Annotated in this window: 27 protein-coding genes and 1 tRNA gene; 12 read left to right on the top strand and 16 right to left on the bottom strand. The window is 63.9% G+C overall.

The annotated features are described in order from the left end of the window. Positions 1-174 precede the first annotated feature (174 nt). The gene (locus tag D8676_RS08755) at positions 175-1,011 is read left to right on the top strand and encodes a mechanosensitive ion channel family protein (protein WP_121580503.1); all 837 of its coding nucleotides are present in this window, start codon (positions 175-177) and stop codon (positions 1,009-1,011) included. A 3-nt stretch (positions 1,012-1,014) separates the two neighbouring features. Here D8676_RS08755 and D8676_RS08750 read toward each other — a convergent pair whose 3' ends face one another. The 5 genes from D8676_RS08750 to D8676_RS08730 form a co-directional block, all read right to left on the bottom strand. Then, positions 1,015-2,310 carry an MFS transporter gene (locus D8676_RS08750; RefSeq protein WP_121580502.1) on the bottom strand — a complete coding sequence of 432 codons (1,296 nt, stop codon included), beginning with the start codon at positions 2,308-2,310 and terminating at the stop codon, positions 1,015-1,017. Between the two features lie 106 nt (positions 2,311-2,416). After that, on the bottom strand, positions 2,417-3,520 hold the full coding sequence (gene leuB / locus D8676_RS08745) for a 3-isopropylmalate dehydrogenase (RefSeq protein ID WP_121580501.1): 1,104 nt from the start codon (positions 3,518-3,520) through the stop codon (positions 2,417-2,419). 89 nt (positions 3,521-3,609) lie between these two features. Continuing rightward, on the bottom strand, positions 3,610-3,993 hold the full coding sequence (locus D8676_RS08740) for a RidA family protein (RefSeq protein ID WP_121580500.1): 384 nt from the start codon (positions 3,991-3,993) through the stop codon (positions 3,610-3,612). A gap of 61 nt (positions 3,994-4,054) precedes the next feature. Further along, positions 4,055-4,660, bottom strand: coding sequence for a 3-isopropylmalate dehydratase small subunit (leuD, locus tag D8676_RS08735; protein WP_121580499.1), 606 nt, complete (start codon positions 4,658-4,660; stop codon positions 4,055-4,057). Between the two features lie 86 nt (positions 4,661-4,746). Further along, complete coding sequence (locus D8676_RS08730; RefSeq protein ID WP_121580498.1) at positions 4,747-5,913, bottom strand: FAD-binding oxidoreductase; 1,167 nt, start codon at positions 5,911-5,913, stop codon at positions 4,747-4,749. Positions 5,914-6,026: 113 nt separating this feature from the next. On the opposite strand from D8676_RS08730, the gene D8676_RS08725 reads away from it, so the two are divergent. Together D8676_RS08725 and D8676_RS08720 are read left to right on the top strand one after the other, a co-directional pair. Continuing rightward, positions 6,027-6,896 carry a CoA ester lyase gene (locus tag D8676_RS08725; RefSeq protein ID WP_245426685.1) on the top strand — a complete coding sequence of 290 codons (870 nt, stop codon included), beginning with the start codon at positions 6,027-6,029 and terminating at the stop codon, positions 6,894-6,896. Positions 6,897-6,955: 59 nt separating this feature from the next. Further along, complete coding sequence (locus D8676_RS08720) at positions 6,956-7,162, top strand: DUF1737 domain-containing protein (RefSeq protein WP_121580497.1); 207 nt, start codon at positions 6,956-6,958, stop codon at positions 7,160-7,162. Here D8676_RS08720 and D8676_RS08715 read toward each other — a convergent pair. Further along, the gene (locus tag D8676_RS08715; protein ID WP_121580496.1) at positions 7,156-7,581 is read right to left on the bottom strand and encodes a metallopeptidase family protein; all 426 of its coding nucleotides are present in this window, start codon (positions 7,579-7,581) and stop codon (positions 7,156-7,158) included. The two genes, D8676_RS08720 and D8676_RS08715, sit on opposite strands and share 7 nt — an antisense overlap. A 181-nt stretch (positions 7,582-7,762) precedes the next feature. Between D8676_RS08715 and D8676_RS27645 the strand changes: the two genes are divergently transcribed. From D8676_RS27645 to D8676_RS08700, 3 genes are read left to right on the top strand one after another with little or no spacing between them, the layout of a single operon-like run. Further along, on the top strand, positions 7,763-8,719 hold the full coding sequence (locus tag D8676_RS27645) for a hypothetical protein (protein ID WP_245426684.1): 957 nt from the start codon (positions 7,763-7,765) through the stop codon (positions 8,717-8,719). Then, on the top strand, positions 8,712-10,232 hold the full coding sequence (locus tag D8676_RS08705; RefSeq protein ID WP_245426734.1) for a DNA polymerase Y family protein: 1,521 nt from the start codon (positions 8,712-8,714) through the stop codon (positions 10,230-10,232). The genes D8676_RS27645 and D8676_RS08705 overlap by 8 nt, the downstream gene beginning before the upstream one ends. Continuing rightward, entirely contained in the window at positions 10,229-13,624 is a 3,396-nt protein-coding gene (locus tag D8676_RS08700; protein ID WP_121580493.1) for an error-prone DNA polymerase, read from the top strand. The genes D8676_RS08705 and D8676_RS08700 overlap by 4 nt, the downstream gene beginning before the upstream one ends. A gap of 33 nt (positions 13,625-13,657) precedes the next feature. Here D8676_RS08700 and D8676_RS08695 read toward each other — a convergent pair whose 3' ends face one another. From D8676_RS08695 to D8676_RS08680, 4 genes are all read right to left on the bottom strand, one after another. Further along, on the bottom strand, positions 13,658-13,843 hold the full coding sequence (locus tag D8676_RS08695) for a Trm112 family protein (RefSeq protein ID WP_121581055.1): 186 nt from the start codon (positions 13,841-13,843) through the stop codon (positions 13,658-13,660). Between the two features lie 66 nt (positions 13,844-13,909). After that, positions 13,910-14,581, bottom strand: coding sequence for an LON peptidase substrate-binding domain-containing protein (locus D8676_RS08690; protein WP_121580492.1), 672 nt, complete (start codon positions 14,579-14,581; stop codon positions 13,910-13,912). Between the two features lie 126 nt (positions 14,582-14,707). Then, the gene (gene trxA / locus D8676_RS08685) at positions 14,708-15,685 is read right to left on the bottom strand and encodes a thioredoxin (protein ID WP_121580491.1); all 978 of its coding nucleotides are present in this window, start codon (positions 15,683-15,685) and stop codon (positions 14,708-14,710) included. A 75-nt stretch (positions 15,686-15,760) separates the two neighbouring features. Next, positions 15,761-16,258 (bottom strand): prolyl-tRNA synthetase associated domain-containing protein, encoded by a 498-nt coding sequence (locus D8676_RS08680; RefSeq protein WP_121580490.1) that lies wholly within the window; start codon positions 16,256-16,258, stop codon positions 15,761-15,763. 179 nt (positions 16,259-16,437) lie between these two features. Here D8676_RS08680 and D8676_RS08675 point away from each other — a divergent pair. Continuing rightward, positions 16,438-16,512: transfer RNA gene (locus tag D8676_RS08675), tRNA-Gly, on the top strand. A 270-nt stretch (positions 16,513-16,782) separates the two neighbouring features. Then, complete coding sequence (locus D8676_RS08670; protein ID WP_121580489.1) at positions 16,783-17,313, top strand: hypothetical protein; 531 nt, start codon at positions 16,783-16,785, stop codon at positions 17,311-17,313. Between the two features lie 113 nt (positions 17,314-17,426). Here the strand turns inward: D8676_RS08670 and D8676_RS08665 are convergent, their stop codons facing one another. Next, positions 17,427-18,017: a hypothetical protein gene (locus tag D8676_RS08665; protein ID WP_121580488.1), complete on the bottom strand. Its 591-nt coding sequence runs from the start codon at positions 18,015-18,017 to the stop codon at positions 17,427-17,429. A 105-nt stretch (positions 18,018-18,122) separates the two neighbouring features. Further along, complete coding sequence (locus D8676_RS08660) at positions 18,123-18,509, bottom strand: hypothetical protein (protein WP_147448175.1); 387 nt, start codon at positions 18,507-18,509, stop codon at positions 18,123-18,125. A gap of 103 nt (positions 18,510-18,612) precedes the next feature. Between D8676_RS08660 and D8676_RS08655 the strand changes: the two genes are divergently transcribed. After that, positions 18,613-18,936, top strand: coding sequence for a hypothetical protein (locus D8676_RS08655; RefSeq protein ID WP_121580486.1), 324 nt, complete (start codon positions 18,613-18,615; stop codon positions 18,934-18,936). 50 nt (positions 18,937-18,986) lie between these two features. Here D8676_RS08655 and D8676_RS08650 read toward each other — a convergent pair whose 3' ends face one another. Further along, on the bottom strand, positions 18,987-19,193 hold the full coding sequence (locus D8676_RS08650) for a helix-turn-helix transcriptional regulator (protein WP_210210720.1): 207 nt from the start codon (positions 19,191-19,193) through the stop codon (positions 18,987-18,989). 136 nt (positions 19,194-19,329) lie between these two features. On the opposite strand from D8676_RS08650, the gene D8676_RS08645 reads away from it, so the two are divergent. From D8676_RS08645 to D8676_RS08635, 3 genes are all read left to right on the top strand, one after another. Then, positions 19,330-20,058 (top strand): hypothetical protein, encoded by a 729-nt coding sequence (locus D8676_RS08645; protein ID WP_121580485.1) that lies wholly within the window; start codon positions 19,330-19,332, stop codon positions 20,056-20,058. A gap of 62 nt (positions 20,059-20,120) precedes the next feature. After that, positions 20,121-20,681, top strand: a complete 561-nt coding sequence (locus D8676_RS08640; protein WP_121580484.1) for a hypothetical protein — start codon at positions 20,121-20,123, stop codon at positions 20,679-20,681. Between the two features lie 17 nt (positions 20,682-20,698). After that, positions 20,699-21,151: a hypothetical protein gene (locus D8676_RS08635; RefSeq protein ID WP_147448174.1), complete on the top strand. Its 453-nt coding sequence runs from the start codon at positions 20,699-20,701 to the stop codon at positions 21,149-21,151. Between the two features lie 194 nt (positions 21,152-21,345). Here the strand turns inward: D8676_RS08635 and D8676_RS27245 are convergent, their stop codons facing one another. The 3 genes from D8676_RS27245 to D8676_RS08625 all read right to left on the bottom strand — a co-directional run bounded on the left by D8676_RS27245 (position 21,346) and on the right by D8676_RS08625 (position 23,020). Next, on the bottom strand, positions 21,346-21,507 hold the full coding sequence (locus D8676_RS27245) for a hypothetical protein (RefSeq protein WP_183097037.1): 162 nt from the start codon (positions 21,505-21,507) through the stop codon (positions 21,346-21,348). Between the two features lie 190 nt (positions 21,508-21,697). Then, positions 21,698-22,012 (bottom strand): DUF3223 domain-containing protein, encoded by a 315-nt coding sequence (locus D8676_RS08630; protein WP_121580482.1) that lies wholly within the window; start codon positions 22,010-22,012, stop codon positions 21,698-21,700. A gap of 39 nt (positions 22,013-22,051) precedes the next feature. Next, complete coding sequence (locus D8676_RS08625) at positions 22,052-23,020, bottom strand: site-specific integrase (protein WP_147448173.1); 969 nt, start codon at positions 23,018-23,020, stop codon at positions 22,052-22,054. Positions 23,021-23,150: the final 130 nt, after the last annotated feature.

Raw genomic sequence — 23,150 nt, 5'->3', positions numbered from 1 at the left:
GGAACAACCAACCGGCGCAAATCAAGCCGGCACCCAATAGATAGGCAGAGTTGCATTGCAGTTTCAAGACGCTCCTTGGCCTAGCAAAGCAGCGAATTCCGCCCGGCTTTGGCGGGAACGCATCGGCGCGCGACGGGTTATCGGTCCCATACCCCACAAGCAGGAGCCGGCGCCATGGACCTCGAAACCCAGCTCGATCCCCAGGGCGCGTGGATCGCCGTCCAGGCCGGCGTCGCGCAGATCAGCGGACTGGCTGTTTCCTATTCCTTCTCGGTGATCGGCGCGGTGATACTGCTGATTGGGGGATGGCTGGTTGCCGGCCTCATCGAACGCAGCCTGTTCGCCACCCTCAGCCGGGTCCGCGGATTCGACGCCACGGTATCGCGCTTCCTGTCGACGGTGGCGCGCTATGCGATACTGGTGATGGTCATCGTCATGGTGCTCGGCCAGTTCGGCGTGCAGACGGCGTCGATCATCGCGGCGATCGGCGCGATCGGCCTGGCCATCGGGCTGGCGCTGCAGGGCACGCTGCAGAACATCGCAGCCGGCCTGATGCTGCTTTTCCTTAGACCCTTCCGCATCGGCGAATCGATAAAGGTCGGCGCGGTCGAAGGGGACGTCGAGGAGATCGGCCTTTTCGCGACCAGGCTGCGCGCCGCCGACGGCACCTATATACTGGCGCCGAACTCCAAGCTTTGGAACGAGCCGGTCTATAACACGACGCGCAACCGCACCCGCCGCAACGACATCTCGGTCGGCGTCAAGCACGGCTCCGACGCCGGTCTTGCCCAGAAGCTGATGATGGAGCTCGCCGCGGCCGATTCCCGCGTCAGGGACAACCCGTCGCCGGTCGCCTATCTCGCCACGCTCGGCGACGCCGGGGTGACGGTGACGTTGCGCTACTGGACATCCGACAAGGATTTCCTGCGCACGAAGATCGAGCTGATCGAACGCATGAAAACGCGGTTCGACGAGCGGGACCTGTCCTTCTCGGCGCCGCAGCCCGCCTGACCGCTACCGCCGCTGGTCGTCCTCGGACGGGAAGGCCAGATCGACCGGTAGCGGCGCCTGTGGTGTCATCGGCGCGAAGCTTCCCGTTTCGGCCTGCGGCACGGGCCGCGCCTGCGCCACGCGCCAGAGCACGAACAGCGCATAGACGACGGCGATGACGATCGCCACATAGATGAAGGACTGCGTGCCGTAGGCGGCCGTCAGCGCCGTGCCGAGGCCGGGAATGATGAAGCCCGATATCGACCAGGCGAACAGCATCGAGGAGGACAGCGCCACCAGGTCGTCCTTCGAGGCGCGGTCGTTGGCATGGGCCGACGACAGGGAATAGATCGATTCCGACGCGCCGCTCCAGACCACGTAGATGACCAGGATCACCGAAAGCGACGCCGCATCGTAGCGGGCGGCGGCGATGCCGGCCACGGCCACCAAAAGCGACGCCGTGATCAGCACGTAGCGGCGGTCGGTGCGGTCGGAGATCCAGCCGAACGGGATCTGCAGGAGCAGCGTGCCGAGCGGCATGCAGAACATCAGCATCGCCACTTCCTGCTGCGTGAACCCCTTCGCAGTGGCGTGGATCGGCGAGAAGCCGGCGATCATCATGGAGAGGCCGCCGACGGCGAGCATGCCGGCGACGCCGACCGGCGATATCTGCCAGGCGCGCCCCAGCGCCACCGAAGCGGATTCTGGCGCCGGCGGCTGCGCGAGCCTGGTCAGGCCGATCGGCAGCATCGACAGCGCGGTGAAACTGATGCCGACCAGCGGCACCTGCGCCGAACCTATGTCGAGCAACCCCATCAGCGCGGAGCCGATGCCCAGGCCGACGACATAGCTGACATAGAAGATCGCCATGACCCGGCCGCGTATCGAATTGTCGATGGCATCGTTCAGCCAGCTTTGCGCGACGATGAACATGGCCGAGATGGCGAAGCCGTAGAGCGCCCGCGCGACGATCCAGAGGATCGGGTGCGTGCCGGCCGCGACGCCGACATTGGAAAGCACGATGAGGGCCGAAAGCACCATGTAGGCGCGCGCATGCCCTATTCGGCGCACGATCACGCCGGTGAGCAGGCAGCCGGCGATGCCGCCGGCGGACAGCCCGGTCAGCATGCCGCCCGCCCAGGTCGGCGCGAAGCCCTCGGCGCCGAGCCGCACCGGGATATAGGCGAACATCAGCCCGTTGCCTACCGCGACCAGCGCCATCGAGGCGATCACCGAGGCGATGGCGACGAGCGGCGGCGGCGCGGCGGGACGCTCGCTATGCGCTTTCCGGGATGCCGGTTCGGACACGACGACGCTCATGCATGGAGATTGCCCATGCATGAGACCTGACGTAGCGGCAAAAACGACATTCCGGAGTGCCAGAAAGCCGGTTCTGCTTGGGGGTGCCGGCCGAAGCCGGCCGGGATCAGAGCAGGAACTTCGCGATGATCGCGTCGCCCATGGCGATGGTGCCGACTTCGGTCATGCCTTCCGACATGATGTCCTTGGTGCGCAGGCCCGATTCCAGCACCGAGGCGATCGCCTGGTCCAGACGGTCCGCCTCCTCGATCATGTTGAAGGAGTAGCGCAGGCACATGCCGAAGGAGGCGAGCATGGCGATCGGGTTGGCGATGCCCTTGCCGGCGATGTCGGGCGCCGAGCCGTGCACCGGCTCGTAGAGCGCCTTGCGCTTGCCGGTCCTGGCATCGGGCGCGCCGAGAGAGGCCGAGGGCAGCATGCCGAGCGAGCCGGTGAGCATGGCGGCCACGTCCGACAGCATGTCGCCGAACAGATTGTCGGTGACGATGACGTCGAACTGCTTCGGCCAGCGCACGAGCTGCATGCCGCCGGCGTCGGCGAGCATGTGGTCGAGCTTCACGTCGGAATATTTCGCCTTGTGGGTCTGCGTCACCACCTCGTTCCACAGCACGCCCGACTTCATGACGTTGCGCTTTTCCATCGACGTCACGTGGTTCTTGCGCGAGCGCGCCAGCTCGAAGGCGACGCTGGAGATGCGCTCGATCTCGAACGTGTCGTAGACCTGCGTGTCGATGCCGCGCTTCTGGCCGTTGCCGAGGTCGATGATCTGCTTCGGCTCGCCGAAATAGACGCCGCCGGTGAGTTCGCGCACGATGAGGATGTCGAGACCCTCGACGACATCCTGCTTCAGCGAGGAGGATGCAGCCAGCGCCGGATAGCAGATGGCGGGGCGCAGGTTGGCGAAAAGCTCGAGGTCCTTGCGCAGCCTGAGCAGCCCGGCCTCGGGGCGCACCTCATAGGGCACAGCATCCCATTTCGGCCCGCCGACCGCGCCGAACAGCACCGCGTCCGCGGCCATCGCCTTGGCCATGTCGGCGTCGGAGATCGCCTGGCCATGGGCGTCGTAGGCCGAGCCGCCGACCAGGCCTTCATCGGTCTCGAAGCCGCTGCCGAACTTCTCGTTCATGGCGGCGATCAGCTTCTTGACCTCTCCCATCGCCTCCGGACCGATGCCGTCGCCGGGAAGAAGGAATAGTTTTTTCGGTGCCATGAAACGCCCCTGTAAGTCGCAGATTAGGAAACCGACGCCTTGCTAAACGCCGCCCCTATGTGGCGCAAGGCTCAAATTGATCGAAAGAATCAGGAATTCCGCCTCAGCGCGGTGACCTCGATCTCGATCTTCATCTCGGGCTTGTTGAGCAGGCAGACGATCATCGTCGCGGCCGGCCGGATATCGCCGAACGTCTCGCCGAGGATCGGGAAGACGATGTCGGCGTAAGCCTGGTCGGTGATGTAGTAATGCGCCCTGACCACGTCCTCGAAGGAGAAGCCGCCCTCGGCCAGCGCCTTGCCGATCGTGGCGAGGCAGTTCCTCGCCTGCGCCTCGACGCTGTCCGGCATGGTCATCGTCGCGTAGTCGTAGCCGGTGGTGCCGGCGACGAAGCACCAGTCGCCCTGGACGACCGCGCGGCTGTAGCCGGCGGTCTTCTCGAAGGGCGAACCGGTGGAGATCAGCTTGCGCATGGAAGCAGTCCAGGAAAGTTGAAGCCGGTTTTCCGTCTGGAATTGCGACGGAAAAATCGGCTTACGCCCAGGGGCGGCTTTCGGCGAGCTTCTGCTCGTAGCTGGCGATGGCCGGCGCCTTCTCCATGGTCAGGCCGATGTCGTCCAGCCCGTTGAGCAGGCAGTGGCGCTTGAACTCGTCGAGGTCGAACGTGATCACGCCGCCGTCGGGCCCGCGGATTTCCTTCGCCTCGAGGTCGACCGTGATCGTCGCATTGGCGCCGCGCGAGGCATCGTCCATCAGCTTTTCCAGGTCTTCCGGGCTGACCGTCACCGGCAGGATGCCATTCTTGAAGCAATTGTTGTAGAAGATGTCGGCAAAGCTGGTCGAGATGACGCAGCGGATGCCGAAGTCGAGCAGCGCCCAGGGTGCATGCTCGCGGCTCGACCCGCAGCCGAAATTGTCGCCCGCCACCAGGATCTCGGCCTTGCGGTAGGCCGGCTTGTTGAGCACGAAGTCCGGGTTCTCCGAACCGTCCTCGTTGAAGCGCATCTCGGCGAAGAGACCGACGCTCAATCCGGTACGCTTGATCGTCTTCAGATAATCCTTCGGGATGATCATGTCCGTGTCGACGTTGACGATCGGCAACGGCGCCGCAACGCCCGTCAGCTTGGTGAACTTATCCATGCTCTGTCTTTCCGGCCTGTTTTGCTGCAGTCGCTTTACACAAAGCCGGCCCGGAATCAAAGACCGCATAGGGCCGGCGCAATGGGTCAGATCACGTTCAGCTCGCGATAAGGCCGGTTTCCGGCGATGCGCTCATAGCCGAAAGCCGAACAGTCGATGCTGCGGTAGCCGCCATGCATGACGAGTTCGGCGATCGCCCGGCCGACCGCCGGCGCCTGCTGCAGGCCGTGGCCGGAGAAACCGTTGGCGAAGATGAAGTTCTTCACCTCCGGATGCGGCCCGATGACGGCGTTCTGGTCGAGCGTGTTGTAGTCGTAATGCCCGGCCCAGGCGCGGGTCGCCTTGATCGCCTCGAAGGCCGGGATGCGGGTCGCGAGCAGCGGCCAGATCGTTTCCTCGAAGAGCGGCCAGTCCGGCTCGAAATCGCCGGGGTCGGCGGCCGCCTCGTCATCCTCGCTCTCCGCCCCGCCGGTGATGTAGACCGATCCCTCCGGCCGCACATAGATGCCGCTCGGATCGACGATCAGCGGCATGTCCTCGAACTTTTCGCGCGCCTCGAAGACGAAGACGGAGCGCTTCCGGGGTTCGACCGGCAGCGCGATCCCAGCCATCGCCGAGACCTTGCCGGCATTCGGCCCCGCTGCGTTGACGATCGTGCCGGCTTCCAGCCGCTCGCCATTGTCCAGCAGCACCGCCGTCAGCCTTCCGCCCTTGCGTTCGATGCCGGTCACCGCGGCATTGACGAAATCGACGTTTTTCGTCCTCAGCGCCCGGCGGAAGAGCTGCAGATAGGCATGCGCGTCGAACCAGCCTTCGCCGGTGCGTCCGAAGGCGCCGGCCGCGATCCCCTCCGGCGACATCCACGGGAAGCGGCGGACCAGCGCCTGCGCATCCTCGATGACGATGTCGGCGTCCTCGGCCTGCTGGGCGGCATGGTTCGCCCTGAGCACCGGCAGCCCGTCATCGGTCGACAGGATGAGATAGCCGTTCTCGCGGAAGCCGATATCGGCATCCGGTCCGAATTCCTCTTTGAGCCGCCGGAACAGGCCGAGCGTGAACTGCGACAGGCGGATGTTCTCGGGGATGGAGAATTGCTGGCGGATCGAGGCGCAGGAAAGCGTCGTCGCGGCATGCGTGAACTGCGGATCGCGGTCGATCAGCGCGATCGTGCCCGAAAAACCTTCCTCACGCAGATAGTAGGCAACCGAACTGCCGACGATCGCCCCGCCTATGATCACCACGTCGTAACGCATCGCCGTTCCTCTTTTGCGCATCCGGCGAAACATTGCCGCCACGCCCTTGCAAGGGCCAGCATTGCCGGGCAAGAAGGCCAAATGCCAGAGAATTCCTGAGGTCGCAGAATTCCGTGAGCGAGAGAATCCATCGGCCGCGCCGCGCCGTGCTCTTCGTGCCCGCCTCGAACGAGAAGGCGATCGCCAAGCTGTCCTCGCTCGCCTGCGACGCGGTGATCTTCGACCTTGAGGACGCCGTCGCGCCGGAAGCCAAGGCTGCGGCGCGCGAGCGCCTGAAGACCTGGTTCGCCGCGCGGCCGAAGGGTGGCCCGGAATGCGTCATCCGCGTCAATCCGCTTGCCAGCGAATGGGGACGGGACGATCTCGCTGCCGCCTGCGAATGCGCGCCCGACGCGGTGCTGCTGCCCAAGGTGGACACGCCGCGCGACATCCACGATGTCGACGACGCGCTGGACGAGGCGGCGGCGCCCGACGATCTCAAGCTCTGGATCATGATCGAGACGCCGAAGGCGATGCTCAACATCGGCGCGCTTGCCGAATTCGGCCGCGACCGCGCGGCGCGGCTGGATTGTTTCGTTGCCGGAACCAACGATCTGGTCAAGGACACCGGCGTGCTGGCGACGCCCGACCGCCGCTACATCATGCCCTGGCTGCTGCAGATGGTGCTCGCCGCGAGGGCCGGCGGCCTCGATATTCTCGACGGCGTCAGCAACGATTTCCGCGACCTCGATGCCTTCGCGCGCGAATGCGCGGAGGGTGCCGCGATGGGTTTCGGCGGCAAGACGCTGATCCATCCCGCCCAGATCGGGCCGGCGTTGTCGGCCTTCTCGCCCTCCGCCGACGCCATCGCCGAGGCCGAGGCCGTCCGGTCGGCCTTCGCCCTGCCGGAGAATGCCGGAAAGGGCGTCATCTCGATCGACGGCAGGATGGTCGAGCGTCTGCATCTTGCGCAGGCCGAGCGGCTGCTCGCCAGAGTGCGCTGATTGCCGGTGCTCTGATCGCCGGCGGACCGAATACCGGGGCGGCTACAGGAGAGACTGCAATGCGGCTTTATCGATTTCTCAGCGGGCCGGACGACGCCACCTTCTGCCACAAGGTGACGGCAGCCCTGAACAAGGGCTGGCACCTCTACGGCTCGCCGACCTACGCCTTCGACGCCGAAACGAAGGCGATGCGCTGCGGTCAGGGCGTCGTGAAGGATGTCGACGGCGTCGACTACGGCCCGGAGATTAAGCTCGCCGACTACTGATCGGCGTTTTCCTCGATCTTCTCCATGTCGTCGTCCGACAGGCCGAAATGATGGCCTATCTCGTGGATCAGTACATGGGTGACGATCGAGCCCAGCGTCTCGTCATTCTCGGCCCAGTAGTCGAGGATGGCGCGGCGGTAGAGCGTCACCCGGTTCGGCCCCTCGCCGGTCTGCGGATTCCAGCGTTCGGCGATGCCGCGGCCCTCGAACAGGCCGAGCAGGTCGAAGGGGCTCTCCAGCGCCAGGTCGTCCATGATCTCGTCGGTCGGGAATTCCGCGATCTGGATGACGATCTCGCCGGTGAGCGAGCGGAACTGCTCCGGCAGATGCGCATAGGCCTCCAGCGCCAGGAGTTCGAGCTCCTCGATCGAGGGCGACATCTGGTCGTGCCATGAGCGGGTCTGGTAGATACGGGCCATTCTGCTTCCTTTGCCGGAGCATATAGCCGTTCGGTCTCTTCGTTTCGAGGCTGTTCGGCGATTAAGGAAAACATCCCGCCTCGAAGAGGAATAAATTCTCCCGGAGTCCGCTTGACTCTTCGGATGGGCTCTGGAATCTATTAGAACATAACAGGAACATATTTCGGAAGAGCTGAACGTCATGGCACCCTCTGCCGTGGCGCGTGGAACCATTGCGTCCTTGCGCCGTCAGATCGCGAAGATCGAAGGCCGCCTTGCCGAACGCCTCGGCGGGGAAGCCGAGGATATCGACCTTGTCCGGCATGGCGGAGTGCCTGATGGCGGCGACCTGCTCGTCACCGGCGCCGGGCGTTTCGACGCGGTGCTGGGTGGCGGTCTGCCTGCGACGGGGCTGACCGAAATCCATGCCCCGGAGACCCGCGACGCGGGCGCCGCCGCCGGCTTCGCGCTGGCCCTCGTCCGGCTTGTCCTCGAAGCGCGCCAGGCCCCGCTTCTGTGGATCGGCATGACCGAAAGCTTCCGCGAGGCGGGTCTGCCCTATCCGCCGGGTATCCGTTTTCTCTACGGCATCGACCCCGCCCGCCTCCTGGTCGCACAGGCGCAGAAGCTGGCCGATGCGCTGTGGATCGCCGAGCAGGCCGCCGCGCTCGACGGGTTCTCGGCCGTGCTCCTGGAGACCCGCGGCATCTCCCCCCATCTCGATCTGACGGCGACGCGCAGGCTTCATCGTCGCGCCCGCGATGCCGGCCATCCGCTGTTCCTGCTGCGCCAGACGGCCGGGCCCGAGCCGACCGCGGCGCCCTTCCGGCTCATCGTGAGATCGGCCCCCGCCGGCCGGCGCCGTATCCTGGGAAAGCCGCTCGCCGGTTCGATCGGCCCGCCGGCCTTCCTCGTCGAGATCAGCAAGAACCGAACCGCCCCCCCTACCCGCTTCACTCTGGAATGGAACAGCCATGCACGCGCCCTTCAGGAAAGAACGGCGGAGAATCCTGTCCCTGTGGTTCCCGCATCTGAGCACCGAGCGCCTGCTGCGGCAGCGGCTGGGACGCTCCTGGCGTTCCCACCCTCGGCAGGGCCGGCCGCCGCTGGTCGTCAGCCGCCAGGAAAACAACACCCAGCGCATCGCCGCGCTGGATGAGGCGGCGCAGCACCTGAGGCTGAAGCCCGGCATGGGGATCGCCGACGCGCGCGCCATGTATCCGGCGATCGAGGTCGTCGCCGAGGATCCGGCGGCGGACCGCAGGCTGCTCGAGGCTCTGGCCGACTGGTGCGACCGCTATACGCCGCTGGTGGCGCTCGACGGGACGGATGGCCTGTTCCTCGACGTCACCGGCTGCGCGCATCTCTTCGGCGGCGAGGAAGCGTTGCTCGACGGCATGCTCGCCAGCTTTTTCGAGCAGGGCTTTCGCACAAGGGCCGCGCTCGGCCCGACGCCGGGAGCGGCCTGGGCGGCGGCGCGCTTTTCGCTTCCGGGAAAAGTCCTGCAGGAAGGAGAGGAGCGATCCTTTCTCGAAAGCCTGCCGCTGTTCGTCCTGAGGCTCGGGCCGGAAACGATCGCCAGTCTCGAAAGCGTCGGCTTGCGCACGGTCGGTTCCATCCTGGCGGTGCCGCGCGCGCCGCTCGCCCGCCGCTTCGGCGCCATGCTGCTCCTGCGGCTCGACCAGGCGCTGGGCGAGGTCGAGGAAGCCGTCTCGCCGCGCCTGCCTGTTCCTGTCCTTTCGGTCGAGCGGCATCTCGCTGAGCCGATCGGCCTGGTCGAGGACATAGAGCGGCTCGTCCCCATGCTCGCCCGGAGCCTGAAGCGCGACCTCGAACGGCGCGGCGAGGGCGCCCGGCTGTTCGAACTGCTGCTCTTCAGGGTCGACGGCGCGGTCTCGCGTATCGCGGCCCGCGCGTCGCTGCCGCTGCGCGAGCCGGCTCTGATCTACAGGCTTTTTCGCGAAAGGCTGGCCGCGCTCGGCGCAGCGCTCGAACCCGGCTACGGCTTCGATCTCGTGCGTCTTTCAGCCTTCGAGACGGCGGCGCTCGACACGCTGCAGGCCGATCTCGACGGCAAGGCTGCCGTGGCGGACGAGGACGTCGCGCTCTTCTCCGACCGCGTGCGCGCCCGTCTCGGACGGACCGCCATGCTGACGCCGCTTCTGGTCGAGAGCCACCTGCCCGAGCGCGCCGCGTCCTTTGTGCCCGCCGACGGCGAGCCGCCGGCGAAAAAAGCGCCGGCGGCTCCCAGGAAAAACGTCGATTTTTCCCCCTCCCGCCGCGCTCCCGAACGCCCGCTGAGATTGCTCTCCCGCCCCGAACCGATCGACGTGCCGGTGACGGAAATCCCGGAAGGCCCGCCGCTCAATTTCCGCTGGCGACGCGCCATGCACCGTGTGGCGCGCGCCGAAGGACCCGAGCGTGTCGCGCCCGAATGGTGGCTGCACGGCAAGCCCGAGGTCAAGGCGGACGAGAACGAAAAGGACGAGGAGGAAAGAGAAGCGAAACGGGAAAAAGCGGAGAGGGAAGCCGTAGCGGCCGAAACAGCGCGGATGACCCGCGATTATTTCCGCGTCGAGGACACCGACGGCCACCGTTTCTGGATCTACCGCGAGGGCCTCTACAGGAAGGATGCCGCGCCGCGCTGGTATCTGCAGGGCGTCTCGGCATGAGCGTTCCCGCTGAGCCTCCCTATGTCGAATTCGGCGTCCAGTCGAATTTTTCGTTCCTGCGCGGAGCCTCCAAGCCGGAAGAACTCGTGCTTGCCGCCTTCGGCCTTGAGCATGCCGGCATGGGGCTTGCCGACCGCAACACGGTGGCGGGCGTGGTGCGGGCCTGGAGCCAGTCGAAGACTGTCGATACCGGCCCGGACGGAAAGCCCATCGCCTTTCCCTATCATCCCGGCGCGCGGCTGGTCTTCTGCGACGGCACGCCCGACGTGCTCGCCTATCCCAGGGATCGCAATGGCTGGGGGAATCTTTGCCGGCTTCTTACCCAGGCAAATCTGCGCGATGAAAGCCCAAAGGGCGCGCCGCTCGTCCACCTTGCTGACCTGCTTGAGTTCGGCGACTGCATGTCGCTGGCGGTGCTGCCGGATCTCGAAGCCGACACCGACGAAACCCTCGCCGTCCTGCAGGGCCTCGTCGGCCGTTTCGGCAAAAACATCCGCCTCGCCGTGGCGCCCGCCTATTCCGGCAACGACCCTCTCAGGCTGGAGCAGGCCGCCGCCCTCGCCGCCACGGCCGGCATGCGGCTGATGGCGACCAACGACGTACTTTATCATGCCGCCGAGCGGCGCTCGCTGCAGGACGTGCTCACCGCGATCCGGCTCAACGTTCCCGTGTCGGAAGCCGGTTTCGAACTCCATGCGAATGTCGAGCGGCACATGAAGGCGCCGCTCGAGATGGCCCGCCTGTTCAAGCACCATCCGCAGGCGATCGCCGAGACGGTCCGCTTTGCCGGCGAGCTGACATTTTCGCTCAGCGAGCTCAAACATAATTATCCCGAGGAGACCACCGAGGAAGGTGTCGACCCACAGACAGAGCTTGAGCGCCTGGCATGGGAAGGCGCTGCTCGCCGCTACCACGGGACTATTCCCGAAAAGGTCTCGGAACTTCTTCGGCACGAACTCGAGATCGTCGCCGTCAAGAAGTATGCGCGCTACTTCCTCACCGTGCATGATATCGTCCGTTTTGCGCGCTCCGAGAAGGCAGGTGTGCTTTGCCAGGGACGCGGCTCGGCTGCCAATTCGGTGATCTGCTACTGCCTCGGCATCACCGACGTCGACCCCAAGCGCAGCGAGGTCCTGTTCGACCGTTTCATCTCTGTCGAGCGGGATGAACCGCCCGACATCGATGTCGACTTCGAGCATGAGAAACGCGATAAGATCATCGAATACATCTACGAGAAATACAGCAAGAAGCGCACCGCGCTCGCCGCCGCCGTCATCAGCTACCGCGGCCGCTCCGCCCTGCGCGAAGTCTCCAAGGCGATGGGCCTATCGGACGATATTCGCGGCGCGCTGGCGGGTTCGATTTGGGGCTGGTCGTCGGAGAAGATGGGCGAGACGGAAGCCAGGGCCGGCGGTCTCGACAAGACCGACCCGCGCTCACGCCATGTGATCGATCTCGCCAACGAAATCCTCGGGTGTCCGCGCCATCTCTCCCAGCATGTCGGCGGCTTCGTCATCACCAAGGATCGGCTCGACGAGATCGTGCCTATCGTCAAGACCGCGATGGACGAGCGCAAGATGGTCGAATGGGACAAGGACGATCTCGACGCGGTCAACCTTCTGAAGGTCGATATCCTGGCACTCGGCATGCTGTCCTGCCTGCGGCGTTGCTTCGACATGCTGAAGCATCATTACGACGCACGCGATGAGGACGGCAGACCAATCGTTTCCATCGCAACAATCCCACCGGAGCAGCCTCAAGTCTACGACATGATCTGCCGCGCCGACACGCTCGGCGTCTTCCAGATCGAGTCGCGCGCGCAGATGTCGATGCTGCCCCGCCTCAGGCCAAGAAAATTCTACGACCTCGTCATCGAGGTTGCCATCGTTCGACCCGGCCCCATCCAGGGCGACATGGTGCATCCCTATCTGCGCCGGCGCATGGAACTGGAGAAGGTTGAGTATTACAAACCCGAGCTCGAAGCGATCTTGAGCCGCACTTTGGGCGTTCCGCTCTTTCAGGAACAGGCGATGAAGATCGCCATCGACATCGGCGGCTTTTCACCCAGCGAAGCAGACAAGCTTCGCCGCGCCATGGCGACCTTCAGGCGCAACGGCACCATTCATCTGTATCGCGACAGGCTGATCCAGGCGATGGTCGAAAAGGGCTATCCTGAAGAGTTCGCAACCCGCTGCTTCAAGCAGATCGAAGGCTTCGGCGAATACGGCTTTCCGGAAAGCCACGCCGCCTCCTTCGCGCTGCTCGTCTACGCGTCCTGCTGGTTCAAGACCTTCTATCCCGACGTCTTCTGCGCCGCGATCCTCAACTCCCAGCCAATGGGTTTCTACGCGCCGGCCCAGCTCGTGCGCGACGCCCGCGACCACGGCGTCGAAATCCGCGAGGCCGACGTCAATCTTTCCGCCTGGGACTGCACGCTGGAGCAGGACGAGTTCGACCCCGGCCGTATCCTCGACCGCCATGCCGAAATGCGCGGCGTCATCAGGACCGATCACGCCGTCCGCCTCGGCTTCCGTCAGATAAAGGGCCTGGCGGAGGACCGTATGGAAGTGTTCGTCGCCCGGCGCGGCGACGGCTACGCCACCGTGCGCGACGTCTGGCTGCGCTCCGGCCTCGACGTCGACGAGATCGAAAAGCTCGCCCAGGCCGACGCCTTCCGCTCGATCGGCCTCGACCGCCGCGCCGCCCTCTGGCAGGTCCGCGCGCTCGATCGGAAAGCCGCCGCCGAGACCATGCCTCTGTTCGACCGGCCCGGCGTCCGCCTCCCGGACAATGAGCCGGCTACGAAGCTGCCTGTCATGCCGCCGGGCGAGCACGTCATCCACGATTATCGCTCGCTCGGCCTCTCGCTCAAGGCGCACCCTCTCTCCTTCCTGCGCGACCGGCTGGACGGCCTTGGCGTCACGCCCAACGAGCGGCTGCCGTTCGTGCCGGACAAGAGCCGCGTCTCCGTGGCCGGGCTGGTTCTCGTGCGGCAGCGCCCGGGCAAGGGCAATGCGATCTTCCTGACGCTGGAGGATGACAAGGGCATCGCCAACGTCATCGTGTGGAAGCGCGATTTCGCGCGGCTTCTGCCGGTCATCATGAGTTCCAAATTCGTCCGCGTGGCCGGCAGGCTGCAGTCCGAATCGGGTGTCGTGCACATCGTCGCCGAGACGATCGAGGATCTGACGCCCTGGCTCTCGGTCCTGCTGGAGGAAGTCACGCAAGACTCAGCCACGGCAGCGCAACCGGCCCGCCCCGGCGCAGACGCGCAGGACCGGCGAAAGCTCGCGCCCTTCATCAGGAGGAACGCTCCCGTCGGGACGGCGGATGCCGAGACGCTGACCCGCAAGGCCGGCAGCGTCATGCCGAAGGGACGGAACTTCCAATGAGCGCGGACCGGCGACGGGCCTGTGCCGGCTGACCTACCGCCCCTCCGGCAGCGGCGTCGCCGCATCCAGGTCGATGGTGCGCGCCTCCGACGGCAGCAGGACCGGAATGCCGTCGCGCACCGGATAGGCGAGCTTGGCGAGCTTCGAGACCAGTTCGCAGCGCTCCTCGTCCCAGACCAGCGGCCCTTTCGTGAGGGGGCAGGCGAGCAGTTCGAGCATTTTCACATCGATGCCGGACTTGCGCTGGACTTCGCTCACGATCTCTTCCCTTGCCCCACCCAGCCCCTACTGCAGGCTCGATCCGAAATCCTCATTGTCGCGCGCCAGCGCCATCTCGGTCAGCGCGATCAGCGTCTCGGCCCGGCTCTTCAGGTCGGGCGCCTCCAGCAGCGCCTGTTTCTCGGCGGGACCGTAGGGCGCCATCATCGACAGCGCATTGACGAGCATGGCGTTCTCCGCCCGGCTGACGCTGTTCCAGTCGGCGTCGAGATCGTTCGCCTCGAGATAGGAGCGGAACGCCTTGAGCAGTGACGGCCGGTCGACCTCCGCGCCGGACCGGTCTTCCTCCAGGTCGGTGCCGAAAGGCGAGATGCGGCACTGCCTGAACGGCGTCTTCACCTCCAGCTCCTCGGCGATGCGGAACCGGCAGACGCCTTGCAGCGCGATCATGTAGCGGCCGTCGCCGGTTTCGGTCAGCGACGTGATACGGCCCATGCAGCCGACATTCACGAGCTCCGGCTCACCGTCCTCGCGCAGCACGCCGTCGAAACCCGGCTGGATCATGCCGACGAGCCGTTCGCCGGCCATCGCCGCATCGACCATCTGCAAATAGCGCGGCTCGAATATGTTGAGCGGCATGCGGCCGCCCGGTAGGAGAAGCGCCGCCGGAAGCGGAAAGACCGGGATCACGGACGGCAGGTCTGCCACGCGCCGGTAGTTGAAATTGCCTGCCTGCACCGCATTCCTCCGCTTCCTCCAGACAATCTGGTGCGCCGCGCGGAAATCGCAAGGCTTGAGCCGCGGGCTTGCAGCCGCCGCCTGTCGTCATCCCGCCGGCAAGAGTGCCTGAGGTCGAAAAACCCGCTAGGAGAACAGCAGCGACGAAAGCCTCCGGCGCGCCGACAGCGTCGCCTCGTCGGTCATGCCCCAGGCCTCGAACAGTTTCAGCAGCTGGGCCCTTGCGCCGTCGTCGTTCCATGTCCGGTCCGCCTTGACGATGGCGAGCAGATTGTCGGCCGCCTCGTCGCGCTTTCCCTGCGCATTCTGGATCATGGCAAGCTCGAACCGCGCCTGATGGTCTCCGGGATTTTCGGCGAGCCGTCGCTCAAGTGCTGCCGGATCGCCGAGCCCGGCCGCCTCCGCGGCAAGGTCGATCTTCGCCCTGACCGCCGCGATCGCCGCGTTTTCCTGCTTGTCGGCCGGCGTGCGGGCGAGCACCTCCTCGGCGCCGGCCTGGTCGCCCGCGTCGAACAGGATATCAGCAAGCCCGGCAATGGCCTCGACATTGTCCGGCTGGTCCTGCAGCACGGCGTCGTAGAGACCGGCGGCGGACTGAAGGTCGCCCGCCTCGCGCGCCTGCTTGGCGGCCGCCAGCGCCTCGGCGACCTGAGGCTGGCCGCCATTCTTGCCGACGAGTTTTTCGATGAAGTCGCGGATCTGGCTTTCGGGAACGGCGCCCATGAAGCCGTCGACGGGCTGGCCGTTCTGGAACGCGATGACGGCGGGGATGGACTGGATGCCGAGCTGCCCGGCGATCGCCGGATGCTCGTCAATGTTCATCTTGACCAGCTTCACCGCGCCGCCGGCGGCGGCCACGACCTTCTCCAGCGCCGGCTGCAGCTGCTTGCATGGGCCGCACCAGGGCGCCCAGAAATCGACCAGCACCGGGAGTTTCCGCGATTCCTGGATGACGTCGGCGGTGAAGCTGGCCGTCGTCACGTCCTTGACCGCCAAAGGCGGCGCGGCCGAGCCGTTGCCGTGCCCGGGCTCGGCGGAGCCGTAGCTGACATTGGTGGAATACTGGCCGCCCATGCCGCCGAACGGATTGTCCTTGTCGCTCATATCGTCCTTCCGATGCTTTGCCCGCGCGGCCCTTGCCGGAAACGCCGCGCCGGCCTGCTGGCCAGCATGTGGCAATCAGGCCGAGACTTTCAAGATGGCTGGCTCATGGCCCGTCGCGCGGGCAAACCGCAGCAGGTCTTGCGCCGCGATCGATGTCGTCGCCTCGTTGGTCAGCGGGTGCGCGTTGATCGTCTCGTTTTCCAGCAGCGCGCTGTCGATGACGAAGTTGATCGTGCCGTTCTGGTCGTTGATCAGCCCAAACGCGGTGACCGCTCCCGGGATGACGCCCAACAGCTCCATCAGCGCTTCCGGCTTGCCAAACGACACGCGGCTCGCCGCCCCGATCACATGGTGGATCTGCTTGAGATCGACCTCGGCCTCCTCGTCCACCGTGACCAGGAAAAAATTGTCCTTCTTGTCCTTCAGGAAGAGGTTCTTGGTATGGCCGCCCGGGATCTCGCCGCGCAGCGCCTGCGCATCCGCCACCGTGAAGAGCGGCGGATGCGACACCGTCGAAACCTCGATGCCGAGTTCCTTCAGGAACGCGAAAAGCTCGGCGGCCGTCTTTGGCATGATGTCTTCCGGAGCGGTTGGTCGGTACGCAGCTTTTGCGGCAAAAGCCGGGTGGGGGCAAGCCTTGCCCTTGCGGAACCGACATCCGCAAATTGCCGCTCATTGGCCGCGGATTCCCTGTTGCATTCGCGGGCCTCTTCGGCCATATAGGCGCGGCTTGCGGCGGAGACGCCGCGCGAGCGGGTGTAGCTCAGGGGTAGAGCACAACCTTGCCAAGGTTGGGGTCGAGCGTTCGAATCGCTTCACCCGCTCCAATACTTTAAAGCATCGAAAAGCCGCGGACCTCCGCGGCTTTTTCGTTTTCTGTGCTGTTGAGTCACGGTTTACGTAACCCCCGCCGAAGGACGCGGGTTACACGCGGGTTACCAGTTCGGCGAAGCGACGCGGCGTAAAATCGTACCGTCGCTGGGGTGTGCGGCAGTTCGACATCCTCGGGCAGATTCCACCCATCTGGCCGTTTATGGTCATTGCAAACGGGATGGCCGCTTATCTGATGCTTAACGTGGTCGTGCTATCGAAAACAGATGACCGCGACTTCCGACGATACGATACCGCCGCTGCACTCGATCGACTGGAATGTGATCTTCTCCGAGGTCAATTTGTGGCGCGGCGCCTGCATGCACCATTTTTCGATGGTCGAAGCGGCCGTGACTGAGACGCTGCTTGCGTTGAGCGCCACGATGCCAAGCCAGGCGATTGTGCGCCTACGTCATCTCATCGGGCAACGATTTGAGGATTTGGCTGCAGCTATCGGTCCCGAGGGTCCATTCCAGGAGGCGGGCAAGCATGCCCTCCCGCAGCTTACGCGGTTTCGCGAAAATCATGAGGCTTTCCGCACACTGATATGTCACGGGACGGTCAAGGTGTCGGTCGAGCACAATGGCCGATGGCAGTTGCTCATTCGCACGCTGTCGATCCGTTCACGTACCCCTGTTCGCGCTATGTTGGCGCTGGATCAATCCGAGGCCGAAACCAAGTTGGCGGCTCTAAAACGTGACGGGATCAAACTCGTGTCGCTTCTCGGCCAACTCCGCAAGGCAGTAGCCAGCGCTTAAGCACGAATCATCTGGAAAGGGGAAGGCAAAGAGAGCGCCGTCACCAATTCGCGGAATCGACGCGGCGAAAAATCGAGGCATCGCCGGAATGGTAGCAGTGGTTGGAATTCAGTTCAGGCGGCCGTTCCCCTGCTCTGCTGGGCCGCCATTGCTCCATGGGTCCGAGCCGTTTCCTTCGATGTTTTCCGGGAAAAATGGTGGTCGGCCGCGATCACCTTGGCAGGGGTATCGAACCGGCGGATCGCTTCCACGGCAGGCTTGCCGTGCACTACGATCACCTTCGGCCGAATGACGTCTAGAAGGAACCTGAAAGGCGCAATCTCTCGGCTCGCGAGGTCCAAGCTTTTCATGTCTTCGCTGGCCGCCGCGTAGATGTTGGTTTCAAGCACCCGTGCGCCAACTGCACCTTCAACGAAGCACTCCATGTTTCGACGAGTGGGGCTTATAGGCAGTCGGCGGGTCTTTCCAGGCTTCAGGGGCTTGGCCGCTCGTTCCTCAACGTATCGCTGAAACCACGCCGCTTTGTCATAACCGTATCCAGGCCGCCAAAACTCCCAGAAATCAGCTTGCATTGTCGTTGCAGGGTTAAAACCGACCAGAAATATGTCGCAAGTCAGCGGCGAGCCTTCGCAGACAAATGGTCGAAGATCGGTAGGACGACCGATGAGGGCCGCCAACTCGTGCTCAAATAGATTAAGTGTCATGGCGCCTCCAGAATCATGCGCACCGTCTAGCTACGGATAGGAGTTTGCAGATTCGACGGAGTGTGAAATCGCGGTGTTACTCGGGTACGCAACGGCCCATCAGGGCTACGCCTCCAGCACGTCCCACCGATTCTCAAAGTCGCCGCATTTCTTCAACGGTATGCGTCCGTCGATCCCGTTAGGCGCGGAATAGTGGAACTGCCTCAAAATATGACCCGGGATCACGTAGTAGCGCTGGGTGTCCGGATTGACGACATCTACCACTATGTAAGTCAGATCATCATGCAGGCGATTTGGTTTCAACGGCGGATCATTGTTGCGAACTGCTTTGACCTGCACCGCGATGTTGCGTGGCCCCTTCCGCGCTAAAATGTCGACGTCCTGAGAATTGCCCTTTGTAAGGGCGGCCGCCCACCCGCGAAGGATGAGCTGTCCTGCCACAAAGTATTCCCCTGCAAGGCCGAGTTGGCCGCCTTGAACGCTTTCGCTCACCCGCAAACCCCTTGTCGCCATGTGCCAACTTCGTCATTTTAGGTATTTAGCGGCAGACGCGAAGGCGCGCCACTTTTTGTCAACTGTTTCAAGGGTGAGGACCATGCGCGCCAAACTGAAAATGTACATGACTGGCGATGGCCCAAAAGCCGGCACCCTGCTCAAGCCTCACGGTGGCAGGAATCCCGACGTCTTCCACGGACCACGCGGCCCCAACCCAAGGATGTATAACGCGGCGATCGCACTGCTCCGGCGGCCGCAGGGTGTTACCGGCGATGAACTCGCCGCGCAGCAAGAAGCGCTCGGCGGCTCACCAACATCGGCCGCCTACGAGTGGCATCTGAAAGATCTCGTGCATCTCGAAGACGTGCAGATCGTCAAAGTCGAGCGAGCAAGCAGCACTGAATACCACCTGGTCCTTGAGTAATCTGTTACTATTGGAACGATCAGAGGCCGCGCAGCTATGCTCGCCCCATTTTAGGATTCATTTCCCTCCGCCGCTCGAATTATCTCATGCAGATCAGCGCCTATAGCTCTGCTGACCACAACGAACTCGGCCACGTCCAGGCGGCGTTCGCCCAGCTCGAATTTTGAGACGAATGTCTGGCGCTGCCCAATCCGCTTTCCCAGCTCAACTTGGGTGATACCGCCGTCTTTCCGAGCCTGCACAAGCAGCTCGATCATTCTCTGGTAGAGATCCGAACGAAGTGAGGACACGAGGAAGCGCCAGTGCAAAGACCAGCGCTTCAATAGAACCCGATTTTTGAGTACCCCAAATTCGGGTATTCTGGCATGCTCGCCCCAGGAGGATTCGGGGCGCGTGAAGCATCAATACGTCGGGGACATCAGCGACTACCGCAAATATGCGCTGCTGCGCGCCTTGTCGGCGGGCGGCTCCAATCGGATTGGCGTGTGCTGGATGCTTACGGACTCGGACGGCAGCTCCGACGGCAACAAGCTCGCCTACCTCCAACAGCCAAAGCGACACCGGCGTTTCGACCCCGAGCTGTTCGACATCCTGGCTCACGCTGCAAGCGAGCCAGATCGCCGCCGGCTCGATGCGATCGAGGAAAGTGGCGCGATCCCTGGCGCCCTCTACTGCAACGACACGCTGCCGGACGATCTCGCCGGCCGAGGAATGTTCATGGAGCACGCTGCTTCGGCGTTTCGCGACCGCGAGCTTGTGTTCTTCGATCCCGACAACGGCATGGAGACGACACTGCCGAAGGGCCGCAAGAACTCGTCGAAATATGTCTATCTGGACGAACTGGCCGGCTTCTACCGAACAGGAAAATCGCTGCTCGTCTACCAACACTTTCCCAGGATCGAGCGGCGAGCGTTCGTGGCGTCCTGCCTCAACCGCTTGGGAGCCGTCGCGCCCGATGCCTCGCTCTGGACGTTCACCACCGCGCATGTGGTGTTCCTGCTCGCCATCCATCCCGAAAGCCCGGCTCGACTGGCGGTCGCCACGATGGAGGGGTGCAGGCGCTGGGATTCCAGCTTCATCAAAGGCGAGTACGTGCCGAGTCTGCGCGAGGCGGCGGAATGATTGACTGCGATTTTCGCGGATGATTTTTTGGCAAATTTTTTGGCTGTTCAGGGGGATCGAAGATGAAGCGCTCAACTACAATCCGCGTCGCATTGCTGGTTTCGGCGTTCGGGCTCGCGGCCTGCGCACCAGTCGAGACAAAGACCTCGCTGACTACGCCGAGTAGCGGCGCAACAATGACCGCCGGCCCAGGCGACGTGGTGCTGAACTTCCAGTCCCGTCGCGCGCTGCCCAATGCCTTCGGCAAGGCCGACCTGTTTGGCCGGACGACCAATGCGGGTGGCACGACTGTTCGCTATGTCGGCAACAGGGGCGGGCGGGCCGTATTCGAGCGGACGGACGTGCAGGTCGTAAGCAACGCCACCACGATGAGCGAGACGTCGCTGATCGTTCCAACCACTACGAACACGCGGGTGAGTGGCACGGTCGGACATACCCCGGTCATGGGCCAAGCCAGCTCAACGTCCTACCGATATGTTCCGCCGCGCGGATCAAGCGAATACGCAACGGCTCAGCGTCCGATCACCTTCAGCTTGAGCGCGGGCGAGAAGACGTCAGTGGCCGGTAGGACGCTACGGGTCATCCGCGTTCATCCCTCCTCCGTCGAATACCGGGTCGAGTAGCGCACATGGATTGGTTGGTGAAGCAATTGACCGAACGGTGCAAGGAAGGTCCAATCGTCGACCAAGACGACCTGTCGCTCATCCTCTCACTCAATATCGAGGACTATGGCGCGCCGGAAACCTACAACCATCACGGCTTGAACTACGGGCAGGCAATCCAGGAGTTGGGCAGAGCCGTAGTCACACAAGCCGGTGAACTCATCGTGCCGAACTCGGATGATTATTCCCGTACTCACGTGCTGAAAGCACCCTCCAACTGGGTTCGCGTGTGGAGCAGCGACGAGACGATCCCGTCCCTTCACACACTTTGGGCGCAGTTCGACATGTACTCAGCGCTTACGCCCGATGGACGCCTTCTCGTGATCGACGGTCCAGGCGCGCACAGCCTTGAGAACTGGGAGCGTTACAGTAACGAGCGAAACCGTGTCCTGGAAATGCGGCGATTGCGCAGGCTTGCTGGCGGCAGATGACGACGGCATTCCGTGCGGGGGTATGTGCTGCGCCTCATTCCAGGCCGGGAAGGAGTCCCTGCTTGGGTCCTCGCGCTTACTTTTTCGAAGGGGGAGGTCGCGCAGCGCCCCGAAGGGAGCGCCGTCATCATGCGCATTCCTGCGGCGGCGCTGGCTGCCCTCCGTGCCGGTGGCACGCGGCGCAGGCGGCGCGGCTATTCGGGTTGTGTCGCTATGTGGTCAACCGACTCGCATTCTCCATATTCTTCCAGGGCCCATTCGATCTCGTCGGCAGCAAGGCCCATCAACTCCGCAGCCTTCTCAAGCGGTATCCATTCCTCGACCCCGGTCCGCTTGTCCCGCACAAGGATGTGCATGGCGTTCTCCTGCCCAAACGGAACAGGAAAACACAGCGAGAATCCTCACGCAATTTATCCCATGCACCTGCCAACGGATGGCCGCACCGCGTGGCAGCCGGGCTACCACAGCCCCAGGTGTACCCATGACCACACGCGTACAGCGTCCGGCCACACGCTAGCCCTGCCCGCCAGTACCTGCAGGCAGGGGTCAGGCTGCGGTAGGTCTGGGATAGGCATTCACGAATTTCATGAAACTGAAATCCAGCAGCCTCCCGTCATCCAGCTCGACAAAGAAGCTTGGAGTGTTGTGGCGATGCATCTTGCGCAAGTAGCGGACAGGCCTCCGGCCGGCCATCTCTGCGAGCTTGTCAGGACGAGCGTGGAGGATGGCGTCTACGAACTCTCGATCGTCCCCCACAATTTCGGTTTCCAGTGGACTGCGGTACAAAATTGCTCGACAGTGGTCGATGAACGCTTCTTTAGACGTGAACGTCATACCGGCGATAGCTATCGATATTGGCATCTCGGATTGTCCTTTCGTTGGGTGGTTTGGAGGGGGCGGCTAACCGGCATAGGCCCGATCGAGCGCCTCGGCCGCGACGCTGCCGTCGCGAACGGCCTGCGTGTAGTGCCCGAGCGTCACTGTGGGGTTGGCATGACCGGCGATCTGGGCCACCAATCCGACCTCGATGCCTTCCGCCTGTAAGGTCGAGATGAAGGAATGGCGCGCGCTGTGCGGCGTGACGTACGGCAGTCCGAGGCGCTTGAACGGCGGCTCCCAATAGCGCTTGCGGAAATTCTGGTAAAGCATCGGTCCACCGCCGCCGAGGCGCGGCTTTGGCCAAGGCTGCAGCCGGCCGGGGCCAGGGAAGACACGGTGCAACTCCTTGCCCTTTCGCGGGCAGCGGACGCGCCAGGAAAGCAACATCTCGCGCAGTTTCACCCCCATCGGGATGTCGCGGGTGCCTGCTTCGGTTTTTGTCATCTCCGTCAGCGTCCCGTCGCGCTCCTGGATGCGGCGGATGCGGATGACGTTCTTGTCGAAGTCCACTTCGGACCACAGCAGGCCCAACTGCTCGGACGGGCGGGTGCCCGCCAGGAAGGCGAAGGCATAGAAGATACCGTGCTCCGGATCCTCCTTGGCCGCTGCCACCAGCTTGGCAATGTGTTCGGGCGTCAGGATAGCCTTCTTGGGCTTGTGCCGGGCCTTTGCCAGCCCGGTCGGCATCGAGGGAGCGCGGGTGCCAAAATCCTCCTCGGCCAGCGCCAGGATGGACTTCAGCAGCGACTTGGCGCGGGTTGCTGTATAGTTCCCGCACTGTTCGGCAATAGTGCGATGCCACTGCCGGATCGTGGCCGTATTGAGGTCAGGCAGTTTGATGTCGCCAAGCAGCTTGATGAAGCGGGCTCCTTCGGGCGCAATGCCGGTAGCGGTATAGTCGGCGCGCTCCTGGCGGGTGCCGATCAGCAGCGGACCCCGAATTGCGCCGATGGCAACGACCTTGTAGCCCTTCAGCGTCGACGCCTTCACCTTGCCCTCCCTGTCCTCCAACCAGTGGTCAATCGCCTTGCTAACTGTCGGAGTGTTGATTGCTGCTGAGAAGTGACCCGGGGGAGCGTGTAATTTTCATTGAGAAGTGACCCATGTTTGAACCCGTCCC

The organism is Mesorhizobium sp. YM1C-6-2, assembly GCF_003666685.1.
Taxonomy (GTDB): domain Bacteria; phylum Pseudomonadota; class Alphaproteobacteria; order Rhizobiales; family Rhizobiaceae; genus Mesorhizobium_K.
Note: the sequence above shows the minus strand (reverse complement) of the source record. Positions and strands in the feature narration are given on the sequence as shown.